We start from the raw sequence: 16,907 nt of genomic DNA on the forward strand, positions 1-16,907 counted from the left end.
GTTCAGGGGGGTATACATCTCGCCATGTCTTCATCTTCTCCACAACGCCCGGTGGTCATCGTCGGGGCCGGCGCAGCCGGCCTCATGGCTGCCCTGATCGCGTCTCGCGGAGGGGCTGAGGTCATCCTCATTGAAGGCACGAAGGATGGGGGTCGAAAGATCCTGATCAGTGGGGGAGGACGGTGCAACATCCTCCCGTCGGTGACGCAGCCGGAACGTTACGTCACCGATTCCTCTCCGAACACGCTCCGGAAAATCCTGAAGTCCTGGCCACAACCGGAGCAGCGGGCGTTCCTTGAGCGTGAACTCGGCATGCCGCTGGAGCTTGAGGAGGAGACCGGCAAACTCTTTCCTTCTTCCCACAAGGCACGTGACGTCCGCGACGGTCTCGTCCGAGGCGTCGAGGAAGCGGGCGGACGGATCTGGTTCGGCACCCGGGTGAGAGACCTCAAGAGTGAAGACGACCACTGGATCGTCGAACTGGACAACGCTCCTTCGATCGCCGCGCGGGCGGTGGTCATCGCTACGGGCGGCCTTTCGGTTCCGGCCACTGGAAGCGACGGCGCAGGGCTCCGACTCGCGGAGATGCTGGGTCACCGTATGCATCCAACGTATCCGGCCTTGACTCCACTCATCGCCAGACCGCATCCGCACGCCGCCCTGGCTGGGATTTCGCGTACCGTCACGATTACCGCCCCAGGGAGTCGTCCGCCGTTCAGCACGACAGACGGATTCCTCGTGACGCACGACGGCTGGAGCGGGCCGGCAGCCCTCGATGTCTCACATCTTGCGATCCGGGGGCGGGCGGGCGGAGCCCGCCAGGAGCTCAGGGTTCAATGGACTCAGCATGACGGAGAGTCTTGGGACGCCATGCTCCGTTCCGGAAGCGGGCCGGTTCGGGCAACGATCGCAAGGCATTTGGAGCGTCGACTGGCCGACACGCTCCTCCAGGAAATTGGACTGGATCCAATGACATCGCTCGGGCAGATGAAGAAGGCAGACCGTCGAGCCCTCGCCACCGCACTCTCCGAGTACACGCTGTCCTGGACGGGCGATGCCGGCTACAAGAAGGCTGAGGTCACCGGCGGCGGGGTAGCTCTCGATCAGATCGATCCAAGAACCATGGAGTCGCGGTGCTGTCCGGGTCTCTTCCTGTGCGGGGAGATCCTCGATGCGTTTGGACCAATCGGCGGACACAACTTTCTCTGGGCCTGGGCCACCGGAAAAGCGGCTGGTGAGGGAACGCTCTCACTATCTTCGGGATAGTCGGCCTATGTCGATTCATGAGAAAGGTCTCCCCCGACGCTCATTTCTCGCAGCCGCGCTAGGCGGCGGCGTCCTTGGTCTGACCCGGAATGCGGCGGCAGCCAAAGCCGTCCGATCGGCTTTCGACCCTCGGCTGACCGCTCGGCCGCAGAGGCCCACTCGGACGCCCGCAATCGGACTGAGTCATTTCGGTGAAGGCCTCCTACGCGGCGGCTTGCTGTACGTTCCTGAGTCGTACGATCCCGCAACGCCGGCACCGCTCATCGTCGCCCTGCATGGGTCCGGGGGCCGGGCGGAAATCTGGAGCAGGCTCTTCGACGAGTGCGAGACCCGCGGCCTGGTGCTGATGGCCTCCGACTCTCGTGACCGGACGTGGGATCGCGTGCACGGAGACTTCGGACCCGACGTCGGCTTCATCGACTCCGCCCTGCGCTACACGTTCGATCGGTGCGTGATTGACCCGACACAAGTCGCCCTCGCCGGGTTCTCAGACGGCGCCTCGTACGCGCTGTCCCTCGGTCCATCGAACGGGGACCTCTTTACTCACCTGATCGCCTGGTCTCCTGGCTTCTCGAGTCCGGCGGACCCCATCGTCGGCATGCCTCGTGTGTTCGTTTCACACGGCACCGCTGACAACGTCCTGCCCGTGACCCTCAGCCGAGTCATCATCGTGCCCACGTTCGAGATGGACGGATACGGCATCGAGTACGCGGAGTTTGACGGTCGCCACGAGATGCCCCCTGCGATCGTCACGCAGTCTCTGGACTGGTTTCTGGGCGGGCGCGACTAAGCCACGGTGCTGCATCACGCATCGCCTTCTTGGGCTGCTCAAGGAACGATTGAATGTGAACGATCCCGTGAATCCGGTCTGGCGCAGGGTGATCGGGGTCGCGGCTGATATCAAGAATTTTGGAATACGCTCCGAAAGCCGAAACGCTCTGTATCTCCCGTACGCTCAGGCCCCAACGGGATTCATGTACCTCGTTCGATCCGACTTCACTCGTGAACCCCATCCGAGCAGAGGTGGCCGCACTCGATCCGGCGATTGCTCTGGCATCGCTGCAGCCCATGGAGGACGTAGTGTCTGCGACGCTCCAGGTGGACCGCCTCACCACGACCCTTCTCCGAGGATTCTCTCTCGTGACACTCCTTCTCGCCGTCGTCGGGTTGTACGGCGTCGTCTCTTGCAACGTCAGCATGCGCATGCGAGAGATGGGCGTTCTGATCGCTCTGGGAGCTCCCGCCGGAGACATTCGCTCCCTCATCCTGAAATGGGCCTTGGGCCTGGCAGCCGGGGAATCCTGATTGGCGCTGGCGGAGCTTTCGGGATGACCTGGCTCATGGAGAGCCTTCTGTTCGGGGTTGTCGCCACCGACATTCCCACCTTCGCGTTCGTCTCCGGATTGATGGCGTTGGCTGCACTAGCTGCGAGCCTCGTTCCCGCGATTCGAGCGACGCGTGTCGACCCGATCAAGATTTTGAAAGCGGAGTAAGATAATTTTTACTACTGAGCTGTCCGCACGTGCAGGTGGGCAGTGTGAACTCTGTGCGGCAACGGGCGCCGATGTCCCATTCTCCGTCGGCCCGGACTCAGCCGACGCAATCGCTACGAGCGTCCTACTCTGTTCAACCTGCCAAAGCCAGCTCGACGGATCCGAGCCGCTCACAGCAGACCACTGGCGATCCCTCACTGACACGATGTGGAGTCAGGTGCCGGTGGTGCAGGTCATGGTTTGGCGTACGCTGCGGCGCCTCCGTCACGAGGGCTGGGCGTCAGAGGCCCTCGATATGCTCTACCTGAATGACGACGTGCGTGTGTGGGCCGAATCAGGTGAGCAGGACCCGGAACCCGATCTCACGGGAAGCCTCGTACACAGGGACGGCAATGGCGCGGTGCTCTCAGCCGGAGACACCGTGACGTTGATCAAAGACCTGAGCATCAAAGGGGCTGGCTTCACAGCAAAGAGAGGAACCGCCGTGCGAGGCATCTCACTCGTGCAGGACAACGCGGGAACTATTGAGGGCCGAATCAACGGCCAGCAGATCGTGATCCTGACAGAGTTCGTCAAGAAATCTAGATAGGGTCGAGTGACGTTCACATTCCGAGCGACCCAGAGATCTCGCTAGCGACCCAGTCGATGTCCTCGACCTCGCGTCGAGACTCGAGAGCTGGTGCACCCGCTCCATCTGAGAACTGACCCAGGGCCCAGGCGGCATGGGCTCGAACGAGTGGCTGGCCGTCATTCAGCGCCCGGGACAGCGGTGCGAGGGCGTCCACCGCCGCGACGGAATCGGTCGCTGCCCAATTTCCGAGAGCCACGCAGAGGTTTCGTAGCATTCCCTTCCGTCGAGGTCGAGCGAGCGGGGACTCGGCATACGCGCGCTGGTAGGCCTTTTCAGACATATCGAGAAGTGAATGCGCAAAATCCACGAGGCGCGGTCCATCGAGCCCAGCGCGCGCGGCATAGGCAGGCTCGCTGGTCGGCGCAGCGAATTTAGCATTCCAGGGACAAACCTCTTGGCAGATATCACAGCCGAACACCCGATTCCCCATGAGTGGGCGTAGCTCGAGGGGAATCACGTCACGGAGCTCGATGGTCAGGTAAGAGATGCACCTCCGCGCATCGATGACCGGTGCGCCGTCGGCGTCGCGTCCAAGCAGCGCATCCGTCGGACACGCATCGATACAGGCGTTGCAGCTCCCACAATGCTCTTCCTCGAAGGGCCCGCTAGCCGGCAGTTCGACATCGACCAGCAGGAGTCCGAGAAGGAACCAAGAGCCACGCCGGGGATCGATCAGGACGGTGTTCTTCCCGAACCATCCGAGTCCCGCTCGACGGGCGAGGTCGCGCTCGAGAATCGGCCCCGTGTCGACATAAACGCGCGCCTGCACGGAGTCGCCAGCCGGTCCCGACCTGACTTCATCCTCCAGCCAAGCCTGCAGGGCGAGAAGCTTATTCTTCAAGACGTGGTGATAGTCCTCACCACGCGCATACCTGGCCACGACGCCTCTGGCAGGATCCCCGGCCCGAGCGGGGTCGTCCTCGTGGTAGTATTCGTGTCCGACCACAACCACCGACGCCACCGTATCCATAGTGCCCCGAAGGTCGGCCCGCCTCGCCACCGAATCCTCACGGGCCAGGTAGCCCATCCCGCCGTGCCGCTCCCGAGCCACCCAGTCGGCGTAGTAGGGCATGTGAGCACTCGGCTCTGCACCGGCGACGCCGAAGAGAGAAAGGCCGAGAGCGCGGGCCTTCGCCTCGAGGCGCGCGGTCAGTTCGGGCGGCGGCGTCATCCCCACGCCGTGCCACAGACCTCACACGCTATCTGCCTCATGCGGCGTCCGCGGGATCAGCGACCTCGTAAACCCTGCCCTTCCACTCCACCGTGCGGCCCCGCCTCCAGGAGCGTAGGAAGATCCATGCGGAGACGCCCGCCCCGAGCGGATAGAGCCACCCATACCGTGCCTGCGCACCCATCCGCCTGGTGAACCAGCTCCACATAGCGACGCTGATCAGATACGCGCTAACGGCCCACACGAGCACGCCCGCCTCGACCGCAATCTGAGCGGCGTCGGACATCACCTGCTGACCTCCCACATTCAGATCGACCCCTCCGAAGGTGAATCCTCCACCGGCCGCCCACAGAGCGAGCACCGTCGAAGGTAGCATCCAGAACGCCACACCACCGGCGAACGCCAGCGGCGCCACGATGGAGCGAAGTCCGCGAGGCAAACTCAGTTGCCCCCCGATCATGAGGTTCTTCGACCATCCCTCAATGAGATCATCCAGTGACCGATACATCCGGGTCGCGAAGTCCGTCTCCGCGCTTCGAATGCGCAGTTGAAGCCCAGTCCGCTTCACATGCTGCGCCATCGCAAGGTCTTCGACGACCTCTCCTTTCACTGCCTGATGCCCCTCAAGCCGGTCGTAGGCCTCCCGCGTGAAAAGAAGATACTGGCCGTTGGCGACAGCATCCCTCCACTTCGCGTTCTTCGCGGCTCTCTCGAAGTCGGGGAAGCGAAGAAGCATGGCGAAGAAAATCTGCGGCTGAACCAGACGCTCCCAAAACGAGGCCATGATCTGGCGTCCCACGATCGTGAGCAGGTCCGCGCCCTCTTCCTCAAGGCCGGCGACGGCACGGCCCAGCAACCTGGGGCTATGCGTCGTGTCCGCGTCGGTAAACAGGAGCAGGTCCCCCGTGGCGACCTCTGCCCCCTGCCAGCATGCCCAAGGCTTTCCGAGCCAACCCTCCGGAAGAGAACGTCCGTCGAGGACCGTCACCCTCGGCTCGACCTCGCCCGGCGGACTCTCCTGAGAAAAGGCGCCACCTTCGACGCCCCGGGCCAAATTCGCAGTGTTATCCTCACTCCGATCATCAACGACGATGATCTCGAGCGGCCGATACTCTTGAGCCAGAAGCGAGGCAACACACGCCTCGATGTTCAGTGTCTCATTGCGGGCCGGCACGATCACGCTGACCGATCGTCCGGACTCGGTCGACTCGCCTTCGCGCGGCGCCTCAGACGGTGGAGGCAGCTCGGCGGGAAATCGCGCGACGAATCGCGCGAACACGAACAGCCCCAGCCATGGCAGTGAATAGAGGAGCGGAGTCAGATCGGGCACGGACACGGGAATCGGCGAGTATCAAGGAGACTCATACTGAAGCTAGTGCCGGATCGGGACCGGTAGCGACAGACCGGTAGCGACAGACCGATCACACAACGTCCCTTGGCGCTACGTTCGCGTGCCCACTCATCCTTCGACATACAGGCCGCTACGCGTGACCGACTTCGAACAGATCCGCTCAGAGTTCCCCATTCTCGAGCGAAAGACCTACATGAACTCGTGCTCGCTCGGGGCCCTCTCCCGTCGTTCGGAAGCCTACCTCGGCGAGTTTACCGAACACTGGCATGAGATGGGCGCGTCGGCCTGGTATCGGCACTGGCTCGGTCGAGTCGAGGACCTGCGCGGACGGGTCGCCCTCTTCCTAGGTGCCACACCCCACGAGCTCGCGCTCCTTCCATCTACCTCGACAGCCCTCGCCGCAGTGACCGAGTCTGTCCGGAACGGTGACCGCAATCGGGTGATCTGCACCGAGCTCGACTTTCCCACGCTGGCATACCAGTGGGCCGTGAAGCCGGAAATTGAGCTCGTCGTTCTGCGGTCGGAAGACGGCATCAGTATCGACCCACAGCAGTACGCCGACGTCGTGGATGAGCGCACCCTCTACATCGCGACGAGTCACGTCTTCTTCACGACGGGCTACGAACAGGACCTCACCGCTCTGGCGGACATCGCACGGGACGCCGGGGCCATGTCCCTCATCGACGGCTACCAGGGCGCGGGCCAGGTAGAGCTCTCTCTCCCCGAAACGGGAGTCGATTTCTATACCACGGGACCCCTGAAATGGCTCTGTGGAGGGCCAGGCCTCGCGTACCTGTACGTGCGCGACACCCTGGTGGGGCAGCTCGAACCGCGACTCACGTCATGGTTTGCGACAGAACGTCAGTTCGATTTCGACCTTGAGGGCTTCAGCTATCGACCCGACGCCCGTCGCTTTGAGCTCGGCACACCCGCCCTGCCGACGGTCTACACGTCCCTCGGCGGCCAAGAGATCATTGACGAGATCGGAATCGAGGCAATCGTTGCTCGGAATCGTGTGCTAACCGACCGAATCATCGCTCGTGCGGAAGGCGCTGGCCTTCGCCTTCGCCTCGCAGATCCGGATCACCGGACCTCCATCGTCATGATCCATCATGATGATCCGCCCGGAGCCATCAAGTATCTCGCCGAACACGGGGTGATCGTTGACTATCGACCAGGCTTCGTGCGCGTGAGCCCCCACTTCTACAACACCGAGGCCGAGGTCGACCGCTGCATCGACGTTCTGGCCCAGTACTCCTGCTGACAATCGCGACCAAGCCACACGGATCCACCGAATGAAGACCGCCCTCCCGACCCAGCCTCGGTCGCCAGCGCCCCACCTTGATCCTCGGGACCCTGCTCCTGCTGGTGATCTCCGTGACGGCGTTCGGCCAGTCCGACGGAGTCCAGATCGAACAGGCGCTCGTCGACGTTTGAAACGCGATTAAACAAGGAAACATCTCGAACTGGTCGGTGTCGAAAGCCGGACGACGGGCTACAACGGCATCAAGACAGAGATGCATCACACTGAGGTCACCGTGCGGGGCGACACCGCCTGAGTCACGCACTGTTGGCCGGACGGGCCAGCCCTTGGCCGTCCTTGAACTAGACCTTCGGAGCCCACCGATCCGAATCGCGAACTCGATACTTCTCTAGCACCTGTTCCAGGGCTGAGTCGAGCTCGATCCCCTGTTCGTTGGCAATCACGAGAAGTACGAACAGCACGTCCGCCAGTTCAATCGCCAGATTCTGATCAGGCTCATCGGCCTTCTTCGTCTTGTGACCGAACTGGTGGTTCATCTCGCGAGCGAGCTCGCCGACCTCCTCGATCAACCGGGCCAAGTTCGTGAGCGGTGGCCAGTAGCCCTCTTCGAACTGAGAAATCCAGCTGTCGACTCGGGCCTGCGCATCTTTGAGCGTCAGGCTCCCGTCCCCCTCTGACGTCACGTCTTCGTCAGTACTGGCCCCGTCGGCGCTCACGGCTCCAAGACCAGCTTCCCGAAGATCTCGCCCTTCTCGAGAGTCTCGTGCGCGCGACTCGCATCCTTCAGAGGCATGATCTCCTGAATCACCGGATCGAACACGCCGTCGAACACGAGTCGCATCACCTCGCGGAACTCCTGCGGCGTACCCATGGTGCTGCCCATGATCTCGAGCTGTTTCCAGAAGACGAGTCGAAGTTCCGTAACACCATGGGACCCCGTCGTTGCTCCTGACGTCACAAGCCGACCGCCTCTCGAGAGAGCTCGTAGGCACTTCGGCCAGATCTCCTCGCCGACCGTATCGAACACGACGTCGACGCCCTGCTTGTAAGTATCGCGCCACACCTCGCGTGAGAAGTCGACCTCATGGCGGTCGTAGGCGATGTCCGCACCCAGGGCCTTGATCCGAGTCACGTTCTCAATCCCACCGGTAACGGCAAACACCTTCGCTCCGGCTCTCCTCGCCACCTGCACGGCGGCCGTGCCGACGCCACCGGAAGCACCTGTAATCAAGATCCGTTCCCCTGCCCTGAGTCGCCCCCGTGTGATCAGCGCACGCCATGCAGTGACAAATACAAGGCCTGCGGCCGCGGCCTCAGCCGCCGGGAAGTCGCCGGGTATCTCGAGGAGGTTCTCGGCCGGAACAACCGCGTACTCCGCGAAGCCTCCTTGGGTGTGCTCCCCAATAATCCGGAAGGGAAGCTCCTCGAACGAATCCCCTCGATCCTGACCCTCGTACCAGTCGTAGCCGAGGGAAGGATCCACGACGACACGCGTACCGACCGGGACATCCTCCGCACTAGGTCCGACGGCATCCACCACACCAGCGATGTCAGACCCGCCGATGTGCGGCATCGGCGTCTCGATCGGGAGGCCTCTGCGCACCCACAGATCAAGATGGTTCATGGCCGCGGCATCGACCTTCACACGCACCTCACCTGGTCCCGGTTCGGGGATCGGCACCTTCTTGATCACGACGACCTCCGGACCTCCGCAGTCCTCGAAAACAGCGGCACGCATCATTCTTGGCATCGAGTCACCTGAGAAACGGGATCGAACGGCAGTGACAGTCTACGGGATCGCCGAGCGTTGTTCTAGCTTCTGCGCCATGGTGGACGACGACACAACACTGGGCGGCTACTTCCGCGTACATGATCGCCCTCCCGCGTTCGAGGGGTCGGACGGGCATCCGTACACCGTGTCGGTCGAAACCGAGAAGACTGGCAACCTCAGATCCCCGGTCGAAGGCTTCCTCGTTTTCCCGCGATGGGCGCAAAGCGGTGTAGGCATCGTCGGTCATGTGGAGACTGCGATCCTCACGCAATCGGCGTCGGTCGAAGACGCGACCGACACGATCGGCCGCCTCACTCTGTACGAAGTCCACGCGCTCCTCGAGGACGCGGTCAGACGATCGCTGCAGGCAGACGCCGAACGGACGAGTTCCGAGTCGGCCGCGGACAAGGAGGCGGCGACCGATGGCTGAGCCATTCCTGCGAATCACCGAGATCTTCCATTCGATTCAAGGCGAATCGACCTGGGCCGGGGTACCCTGCACGTTCGTCCGACTGACGGGCTGCCCACTACGGTGCACTTGGTGTGACACTGCATACGCCTTCCACGGCGGCAGTCGGATGACCTTCGACGAGATCGTCTCCGAGGTGAAGAGCCACTCCGCGACAATCGTGGAAATCACCGGCGGCGAACCACTCGCGCACCCGGGAGCGGTCGATCTAGCGACCCTCCTCCTCGACGAGGGCTTCACGGTTCTCCTCGAAACTTCTGGGGCCTTCGACATCTCACCTCTGGACGACCGCGTCCATCGGATCATGGACCTGAAGTGTCCGGGCTCCGGAGAGTCCAAGCGGAACCTCTGGAGGAACCTCGCCCATCTCGGCCCCCGAGACGAAGTGAAATTCGTGGTCAAGGACCGAACCGACTACGAGTGGGCTCGTGATGCCATACGCGAGCACGGGCTCGACGACCGGGTGCGAACGGGGACGCTACGAGCGCTCCTCATGTCTCCGGTGTGGGGTGAAGTCGACCTCGAGGCGTTTGCAGCCTGGATTCTCGAAGATGGCTTGCCGGTCCGCTTTCAGGTCCAGGTGCACAAGCTCATCTGGGGGGCGAAGGCGACCGGCGTCTGATGTCAGGGGCTGCATTTGACACCCGGTTCTCCGCACTTCGCAAAGCACTCAGAAAGAGCGGCACCCCTCGATCGGATCATCCAGGTCCTGTCACGAACAGGATGGAGGCGGCAGTTGCAATGGTTGTCCGCGGCGAACCTCAGCTCGACTTCCTCCTGATCAAGCGCGCGACCTCGGAACGAGATCCGTGGTCCGGCCAGATGGCGTTGCCTGGCGGACGCTGGGAGAGAACCGACTCCGGCCTGCTTCATACCGCACGCAGGGAGACGATGGAGGAGACCGGGGTCAACCTCGAAATCCACGGCTCACCACTAGGCCGACTCGAAGACGTAACTCCGTCTAGCACCAGACTGCCCCCCATGCGCATCGCACCCTTTGTATTCGGGGTGCCGGCCGGAACCGAGGCAGAAGTGGCGAGCCCCGAGGTCCAGAGCGTCCACTGGATCCCTCTAGATGTCCTGCGTGCTCCCGAGACCAGCACCGACGTCCGCATCCAGCTCCCCGGTCTCGATAAACGTTTCCCGAGCTACCATGTAATCGGCGAACACGTCTGGGGCCTGACCCACCGAATCCTCACAGGCTTTCTGGACCTCTACCCGTCCTGACCCCGTCCGGTGAAACCCCACCAGCAAACTCGTCACACCTCAGTCACGCCATTCCGCAATAAACACATTCGTATCCGATGTATCTCCATTGTTCCGGTTCGAACCGAATACGAGGTAACGCCCGTCCGGGCTGAATACCGGGAAGCCATCGAAGCCCTCAGAGTGCGTGACCTTCTCCATGCCCGTGCCATCGAGATTGATCATGTAGATGTCGAAGTCACGGCCCGAGTCATCTTCGTGGTTCGAGCTCCAGAGAATTCTCTCCCCGTCCGGGTGCCAGTAGGGCGCGAAATTGGCACCGCCAACGTCCGTGACCTGACGGACGTTCGAACCGTCCGCATCCATCACATATATCTCCAGCTCGCCGGGGCGCAGCAGCCCCTGCTCCAGCAGGCTCATGTAATCGCTGGCCTCATCACTTCCCTCTTCCGGATAGTGTGCACGCCAGATGATCTGCGATCCATCCGGGGAGTAGAACGCGCCACCATCGTATCCGAGGCGGTTTGTCAGCTGAACGACATCGCTCCCGTCCGGATTCATCGCGTAAAGATCGAGGTCACCGTTGCGGACACTCGTAAACACGATGCGATCACCAACCGGCGAGAACGTCGCCTCAGCGTCGTAGCCATCCTCTGTGGTCAGCTGACGCAGGTTTGAACCGTCGACGTTTGAGACCCAAACGTCGTACGAGTGGTAGATCGGCCACACGTAGCCCATCGAAAAATCGGGGTTCGGCGGGCATGACGCATCGTGGTGGTGCGTCGATGAATACAGGATCTGATCGCCGTCAGGATAGAAATACGAACACGTCGTACGACCCTCCCCGGTGCTGACCATGCTTGTCTCGGCCGTGTGCGGATCGAGAACGAAAATCTGATCACACTCCGTGCCGGGCTTCTTGGCCTGGTAGATCAGCTGCGATCCGTCGAACGCCCAGTAGGCTTCAGCGTTCTCGCCACCCAATGTGAGCTGACGCACATTCTGGAGATGACCCTCGCCCTCATATGTGAGGGGGGTATCGCCGGCAAGGTTGGCCGCGGGACCCATGGCCTCGGAGGATGTATCTTCTGCTCCCCCGCTAGATTCGCACCCAATCGCAACGACTAAAAGAGTCGCAACAGCAAGCATTCGATGAGTCACAACAAACCGTCCTGGTTAACAACGTTTTCGGCGACACTGGCCCGGTCGCTTGTGACAGCTGGCCAGCTCGCTGCTAGTCCTGCCCCGACCCGACGGTCGTCACGGGTGACGCTGTCGGGACGATGGCTCATGTCCGGCACCTCTCCGATGACCGGCTCGAAGGCCGCGCCGTCGGCACCGCGGGGGCTCGATGTGCTGCAGACTACATTACGGCCCAATTCCGTAACATCGGCCTGACCCCAGCGGGATCCCAAAGTAACTACTTCCAGTATTTTCCCATCCGTAAAGCTGCGGAGTCGGGCTCCGAAAATTCTTTCATCATTGGGGCGACAACATTTTCGGTCGGGACAGACTGGATGCCGTTCGGCTTTTCCGCCAGCATCGGCCTCGAAGGCACCCTGATCTTCGGTGGTTACGGACTCAGTAGTCCCGGGAATCCGCAGGACGAATACACTCGGCTAAACATCTCCAGGAAAGTGGCCGTGCTCGATTGGGGAGACCCCGATGCGCCTCAGGGCGGCGAGGCGCGAAACGCCCTCGGAATTCCAGTAGTCATCGTACGAGGGGACCTCGCGAATGATGTGCGCGCTGCGGCTCGCAATCTAAGATCGCCACGACGGTATCTCCGGAAGTGGTCGAGGCAAACGTTGATGCTTCGTTCCAGTTCGGCTCCTTCGCGGGTAACGGCGCGATCGCCATCTACACTCGGTAGAAGCTGAATGCCGGGGCCTGAGCCCCAAGCTAGATCGACGCGGTAGGACGGGCCCGCCCTGCCGCGCCCACCCTCAGGACTTCGTCGCCTCGAAGTGCGCGCCAGCGATTGATCCTGCGAAATCTGTGAGCGTCGATTCCTCATCTGGGTTCTGTCTGATGAAGTCTTGGACGCCGGGGTCCGTGAGGATGTAGCTCGCGGGGTAGAGCTTCTCCTCCGTAATCCGCACGTCAGCGAAGCCCGCGTCGCGGAACTGCTGCATGTACGTCTCGCGGTAGGTGGGCAGGCAGGCGGCCACCGCATTCAGGTCGCCCTGGAGGACCAGAGGCACGGGTAGGTCCGAGACCATGTCCGAGACCACGACTCGTCCGCCCGGCTTGAGGACGCGGTACGCCTCCGCGAGCACTTTGTCTTTTGCGGTGCTCAGGTTCAGGACGCAATTCGAAATGATGACGTCGACCGTCCCGTCTGCGACGGGAATTGCCTCGATCTCACCGAGCCGAAATTCGACGTTGTCGTAGCCGGCCTTGTTCGCGTTCGTCCGAGCGCGATCGATCATCTGAGGTGTCATGTCCACGCCGATGACCGTGCCGGAGGCTCCGACCTGGTTCGCGGCCAGGAAGCAGTCGATGCCCGCGCCGGACCCGAGGTCGAGAACGGTCTGACCTTCTTTGAGGGATGCCAGGGCAGTGGGGTTACCGCAGCCCAAGCCGAGATTGGCGTCTTCCGGGAGGTCAGCAAGCTCGTCTTTCGAGTAGCCGATGATCTGGCTGATGTCCTCCGCCGGGCTGGCCGTATCGTCTCCGCAGCAGGAGGGTTCGCAGCATCCAGAGCCTTCTGTGGCAGCGCGCGCGTAGCGGTCGCGGACGGCCTGTTTCTGTTCCGTCTCGGTATGTGTGGCACTCATGAATTCTCTCCAATTAGTTTGATGCTGCAACTAGTTGTGTCAAAGAAAGAGCTGACGGCGCGCACTCCGATCAGCTCACCACGCAGCAACTACCACCCGACACCTCGACCCGCGCCGAAAACGAACGGCCGAGCCTGGCGACAAGCCGAGTGATTGCCGAACGAATCTCCGGGTCGAAATCAGAGAGCATGTCAGCGTACTCGATCGTTTGGTCCTGCTCGATCTTCTCGAAGATCTCGACTCCCATCTCCGTTGGGACCAGATGCACAACGCGACCGTCCTCAGCGTCTCTCTCTCGGACGAGCAGGCCCTTGTCCACCATACCGTTTGCGATGCGGCTGGCAGTGCTCTTGTCCAAGTAAAGATGCGCGGCGAGGTCGTTCACCGTCATGGCACGAGCTTCTACGATGCCCTTGAGCGCGTAGCACTGGCTCACGCTGATGTCGTAGCAGCACGACCGGTCCCGGTCCCGGAACTGGATCACGCGGAGCAACTCACTCAAAGCACCTGACAGATGCAGTGCGTCTTCGAGCAGCGCTGGATCCACTGTGGGCTCCAGGATGGGTAGGGCGGTGGAGCCGCTCTTTGGGGTGTCGATAGTAGTTGGCATACACAACTATATATCGATGAAGATATTTGGGTCAACCCTTGGGGGTGGGTGCGGCTAGCGGTGTCTGGTGAGGGCGTTCCTGATGACCACAGTCCGGGCCTGCTGTCCAGCTGCTGAACTCTGCCCGCCGACGAACACGAAAAGATCTCCATCAGGGTGGAAATCCCAGTTCGTTAATGTCGTGGCCGTGCTTCCCGGATCGGATCCAAGCCTGCGGGACGAGTACGTGATCATTGTCGAACGCGACGGAGAGCGGCTGCGCCTGAACATCACGCTCGGAGAACTGCGCTAGCAGCCAGCCTGGCTGGCTGGCTGGACCTACTCTCCTAGCAGGTCCAGCTGGCCTCCCTTAACGCCGGGGCCGTCGTTCGGCCCGTCGTCCGCCGTGTCGTTCACGCTCGGTATCGGTTCCCCAGCGGGTGCCCCACCGCGCCCCTGCGCGCGCGTGACTTCGACAACCCGATCTCCCCCATCCACCGCCGTGATACGCTTGCCCTGGGTTCGCCGACCCTGAATCGGTACGGAGTCTGCGGCGGCTCGCGTGACCTGTCCGCCTGCCGTGACGATCATGACCTCATCGGCTTCGACGACCTCAAGAGCACACACGATCGGCGCGTTCTGATCACCGCTCGGCATCGCGAGATTGCCCTGCCCACCTCTCTTCTGGAGAGGGAATTCCGAGATCTCCGTCCTCTTACCGAGTCCGTCCTCGCTGATCGTGAGCACTGTGGCATTTCGCCTGATCAGCAGCATACCAGCGACTCGGTCATCGCCCTTCAATGCCATCCCCCGCACACCGGCCGCGGTACGGCCAACCACACTGATATCATCCTCGGGGAAACGGATCGCTCGCCCTTCCCGGGACAGCAGCATGATCTCCGTTGTCCCGTCGGAAAGACTCACGTCCATGATCCCATCACCATCCTTCACACCGGCAGCCTTCACGCCTCCTGAGCGTGGGTTTGAGAACTCGGTGACCAGCGTCCGTTTCATGATACCCTGCCTCGAAAGGAAGACCAGGTAGCGGCCTTCGACCTTCAGGTCGTCGATCGGGATCATCGAAATGATCCGATCTGAACGGTCGGCTCCGTCGAGCAACGCGTAGATGGACTGCCCACGCGACGCACGTCCGCTTTCGGGAAGGTCCAGAACCGGCAGGAAATTGCAGTGCCCGCCCTCGGTGAACGCAAGAATCCATCCCTGTGTGCGGGCCACGAAGATCCGCTCCAGATAGTCGTCTTCGTACCGCTCCATGCCCGCGAGCGCCTTTCCGGATCCGACCCGGCGCTTGTAGAGGTGCATCGGGATCCGCTTCACAAACCCTTCGTGTGAGAGCGTGACCACGACGTCCTCGTCCGCAATTTGACCCACTACCTGAGGCATCTCGAGCTCCGCCTCGTCGTCGTCGAGAAGGACGGTCCGGCGCTCGTCACTGTACTTGCTCACGACCTCCCCGAGCTCCTCCAGCATGATCTGGAGCTGGCGCTCTTCAGAACCGAGGATCTCCCTGAGCGTTGCGATCAGGCCTTCGAGTTCAGCGAGCCGATTCTCGAGCTGGACTCTCTGGAGCGCAGTCAGTCGGGACAGTCGCATGTTGAGAATGGCGTCGGCCTGGATCTCACTCAGTCCGAAGCGATCCTGAAGGCGAACCGATGCTTCTGGGCGATCTGACGACGCCCGAATGATCCTGATCACCTCGTCGATGTGATCGAGTGCAGCCAGTAGCCCCCGGATGATGTGATTCTCGGCCTCGTGCTTCTCTAGGTCGAATCTGCTGCGCTTCTGTATGACCTCGAGCCTGTGGTCCCTGAACCGCTCGAGCATCTCCTTGAGATCAAACTCCTTCGGTTCTCCGTCATCGAGAGCCAGAAGGTGGGCACCGAAAGTCGTCTGGAGGCTCGTGCCTCGGAACAGAATCTTGAGCACCGCGGCTGCGTCGGCGCCACGCTTCAACTCGATCACGAGTCGAATGCCGTCCCGGTCGGTCTCGTCCCGAATGTCCGAAAGGTCGTCGACCTTGCCCTTCTTGGAGAGGCCCGCGATCTGCTCGATCAACTTGGTTTTGTTGACCGTATAAGGCAGCTCAGTCACGATGAGCTGCTCCTTCCCGCCCCTCAGTGCTTCCTTCACGACACGGGCCCGCATGACCACACGGCCCCGACTCGCCTTATACATCTTATCAATGCCCTCTCGCCCAACGACAAAGCCGCCCGTCGGGAAGTCCGGCCCCGGGATATGGCGCATCAGATCATCAACCGAACAGTCCGGGTCGATGACGAGCTGACGGATCCCGGCCGCGACCTCCGCGAGGTTATGCGGAGGGACATTCGTACTCATCCCAACCGCGATTCCCGAGGATCCGTTGATCAGAAGATTCGGGAACCGACTGGGGAGAACCGTGGGCTCTTCACGCTGATTGTCGAAGTTCGCCTGAAACAGGACTGTTTCTTTCTCGATATCATCCAGGAGTTCTATGGCCAGAGCCTGGAGTCGCGCTTCCGTGTACCGATACGCTGCGGCCGGATCTCCGTCGATGGATCCGAAATTTCCCTGACCGTCGATCAGCGGGCGACGAAGTGAGAAGTCCTGCACCATCCGCACCATGGCGTCGTACACCGCCGAGTCACCGTGGGGATGAAATTTGCCGAGCACATCTCCGACGACCGCCGCGCTCTTTTTGTAAGGGCGATCGGGAGTGAGGCCCATCTCATACATCGCATAGAGAATGCGCCGATGCACGGGCTTTAAGCCGTCACGTACGTCGGGGAGCGCTCGCTGGACGATGACGCTCATCGAGTAGTCCAAGAACGACTCCCGCATCTCTTCTTCGAGGCTGCGGGGAAGAATTCGTTCCCGCTTGGAGGCCGTAGCCATTCCGTCTCCGGTAGTGCAATT

General features: G+C 61.8%; 17 protein-coding genes. 9 read left to right on the forward strand and 8 right to left on the reverse strand.

Annotated features, from left to right (window positions below; translation table 11 throughout):
• The first annotated feature begins 24 nt into the window (after nt 1-24).
• From OSA81_04780 to OSA81_04800, 5 genes are all read left to right on the forward strand, one after another.
• Nucleotides 25-1,266: an aminoacetone oxidase family FAD-binding enzyme gene (locus OSA81_04780; protein ID MDE0898312.1), complete on the forward strand. Its 1,242-nt coding sequence runs from the start codon at nt 25-27 to the stop codon at nt 1,264-1,266.
• 7 nt (nt 1,267-1,273) lie between these two features.
• A complete protein-coding gene (locus OSA81_04785) occupies nt 1,274-2,056 on the forward strand; it encodes a hypothetical protein (GenBank protein ID MDE0898313.1) in 783 nt (260 codons plus the stop codon).
• A 212-nt stretch (nt 2,057-2,268) separates the two neighbouring features.
• Nucleotides 2,269-2,571, forward strand: a complete 303-nt coding sequence (locus OSA81_04790; protein MDE0898314.1) for a hypothetical protein — start codon at nt 2,269-2,271, stop codon at nt 2,569-2,571.
• 23 nt (nt 2,572-2,594) lie between these two features.
• The gene (locus tag OSA81_04795; protein MDE0898315.1) at nt 2,595-2,759 is read left to right on the forward strand and encodes a hypothetical protein; all 165 of its coding nucleotides are present in this window, start codon (nt 2,595-2,597) and stop codon (nt 2,757-2,759) included.
• A gap of 235 nt (nt 2,760-2,994) precedes the next feature.
• Nucleotides 2,995-3,348: an alkylphosphonate utilization protein gene (locus OSA81_04800; protein MDE0898316.1), complete on the forward strand. Its 354-nt coding sequence runs from the start codon at nt 2,995-2,997 to the stop codon at nt 3,346-3,348.
• 13 nt (nt 3,349-3,361) lie between these two features.
• Here OSA81_04800 and queG read toward each other — a convergent pair whose 3' ends face one another.
• Complete coding sequence (queG, locus tag OSA81_04805; protein ID MDE0898317.1) at nt 3,362-4,561, reverse strand: tRNA epoxyqueuosine(34) reductase QueG; 1,200 nt, start codon at nt 4,559-4,561, stop codon at nt 3,362-3,364.
• A gap of 37 nt (nt 4,562-4,598) precedes the next feature.
• Complete coding sequence (locus OSA81_04810) at nt 4,599-5,891, reverse strand: glycosyltransferase family 2 protein (GenBank protein MDE0898318.1); 1,293 nt, start codon at nt 5,889-5,891, stop codon at nt 4,599-4,601.
• A gap of 157 nt (nt 5,892-6,048) precedes the next feature.
• Here OSA81_04810 and OSA81_04815 point away from each other — a divergent pair, with 157 nt between their 5' ends.
• On the forward strand, nt 6,049-7,176 hold the full coding sequence (locus tag OSA81_04815) for an aminotransferase class V-fold PLP-dependent enzyme (protein ID MDE0898319.1): 1,128 nt from the start codon (nt 6,049-6,051) through the stop codon (nt 7,174-7,176).
• A gap of 341 nt (nt 7,177-7,517) precedes the next feature.
• Here the strand turns inward: OSA81_04815 and OSA81_04820 are convergent, their stop codons facing one another.
• Both OSA81_04820 and OSA81_04825 read right to left on the reverse strand, forming a co-directional pair.
• Entirely contained in the window at nt 7,518-7,892 is a 375-nt protein-coding gene (locus tag OSA81_04820; protein MDE0898320.1) for a nucleotide pyrophosphohydrolase, read from the reverse strand.
• Nucleotides 7,889-8,926, reverse strand: a complete 1,038-nt coding sequence (locus OSA81_04825) for a zinc-binding dehydrogenase (GenBank protein ID MDE0898321.1) — start codon at nt 8,924-8,926, stop codon at nt 7,889-7,891. The genes OSA81_04820 and OSA81_04825 overlap by 4 nt, the downstream gene beginning before the upstream one ends.
• Before the next feature lie 31 nt (nt 8,927-8,957).
• On the opposite strand from OSA81_04825, the gene OSA81_04830 reads away from it, so the two are divergent.
• The 3 genes from OSA81_04830 to OSA81_04840 all read left to right on the forward strand — a co-directional run bounded on the left by OSA81_04830 (nt 8,958) and on the right by OSA81_04840 (nt 10,643).
• Nucleotides 8,958-9,377 carry a hypothetical protein gene (locus OSA81_04830; GenBank protein ID MDE0898322.1) on the forward strand — a complete coding sequence of 140 codons (420 nt, stop codon included), beginning with the start codon at nt 8,958-8,960 and terminating at the stop codon, nt 9,375-9,377.
• Nucleotides 9,370-10,038, forward strand: coding sequence for a radical SAM protein (locus tag OSA81_04835; GenBank protein MDE0898323.1), 669 nt, complete (start codon nt 9,370-9,372; stop codon nt 10,036-10,038). Before OSA81_04830 ends, OSA81_04835 begins: the two co-directional genes overlap by 8 nt.
• A 101-nt stretch (nt 10,039-10,139) precedes the next feature.
• The gene (locus OSA81_04840; protein ID MDE0898324.1) at nt 10,140-10,643 is read left to right on the forward strand and encodes a CoA pyrophosphatase; all 504 of its coding nucleotides are present in this window, start codon (nt 10,140-10,142) and stop codon (nt 10,641-10,643) included.
• Between the two features lie 39 nt (nt 10,644-10,682).
• Here OSA81_04840 and OSA81_04845 read toward each other — a convergent pair whose 3' ends face one another.
• The 4 genes from OSA81_04845 to gyrA form a co-directional block, all read right to left on the reverse strand.
• Nucleotides 10,683-11,690 (reverse strand): hypothetical protein, encoded by a 1,008-nt coding sequence (locus OSA81_04845; protein MDE0898325.1) that lies wholly within the window; start codon nt 11,688-11,690, stop codon nt 10,683-10,685.
• 878 nt (nt 11,691-12,568) lie between these two features.
• Nucleotides 12,569-13,402, reverse strand: coding sequence for an arsenite methyltransferase (arsM, locus tag OSA81_04850; protein MDE0898326.1), 834 nt, complete (start codon nt 13,400-13,402; stop codon nt 12,569-12,571).
• Nucleotides 13,403-13,472: 70 nt separating this feature from the next.
• A complete protein-coding gene (locus OSA81_04855) occupies nt 13,473-13,949 on the reverse strand; it encodes a MarR family transcriptional regulator (protein ID MDE0898327.1) in 477 nt (158 codons plus the stop codon).
• A gap of 381 nt (nt 13,950-14,330) precedes the next feature.
• Nucleotides 14,331-16,886 (reverse strand): DNA gyrase subunit A, encoded by a 2,556-nt coding sequence (gene gyrA / locus OSA81_04860; GenBank protein MDE0898328.1) that lies wholly within the window; start codon nt 16,884-16,886, stop codon nt 14,331-14,333.
• Nucleotides 16,887-16,907 lie beyond the last annotated feature (21 nt).

The sequence above is a fragment of the Longimicrobiales bacterium genome (assembly GCA_028823235.1).
Lineage (GTDB): Bacteria > Gemmatimonadota > Gemmatimonadetes > Longimicrobiales > Gaopeijiaceae > UBA2589.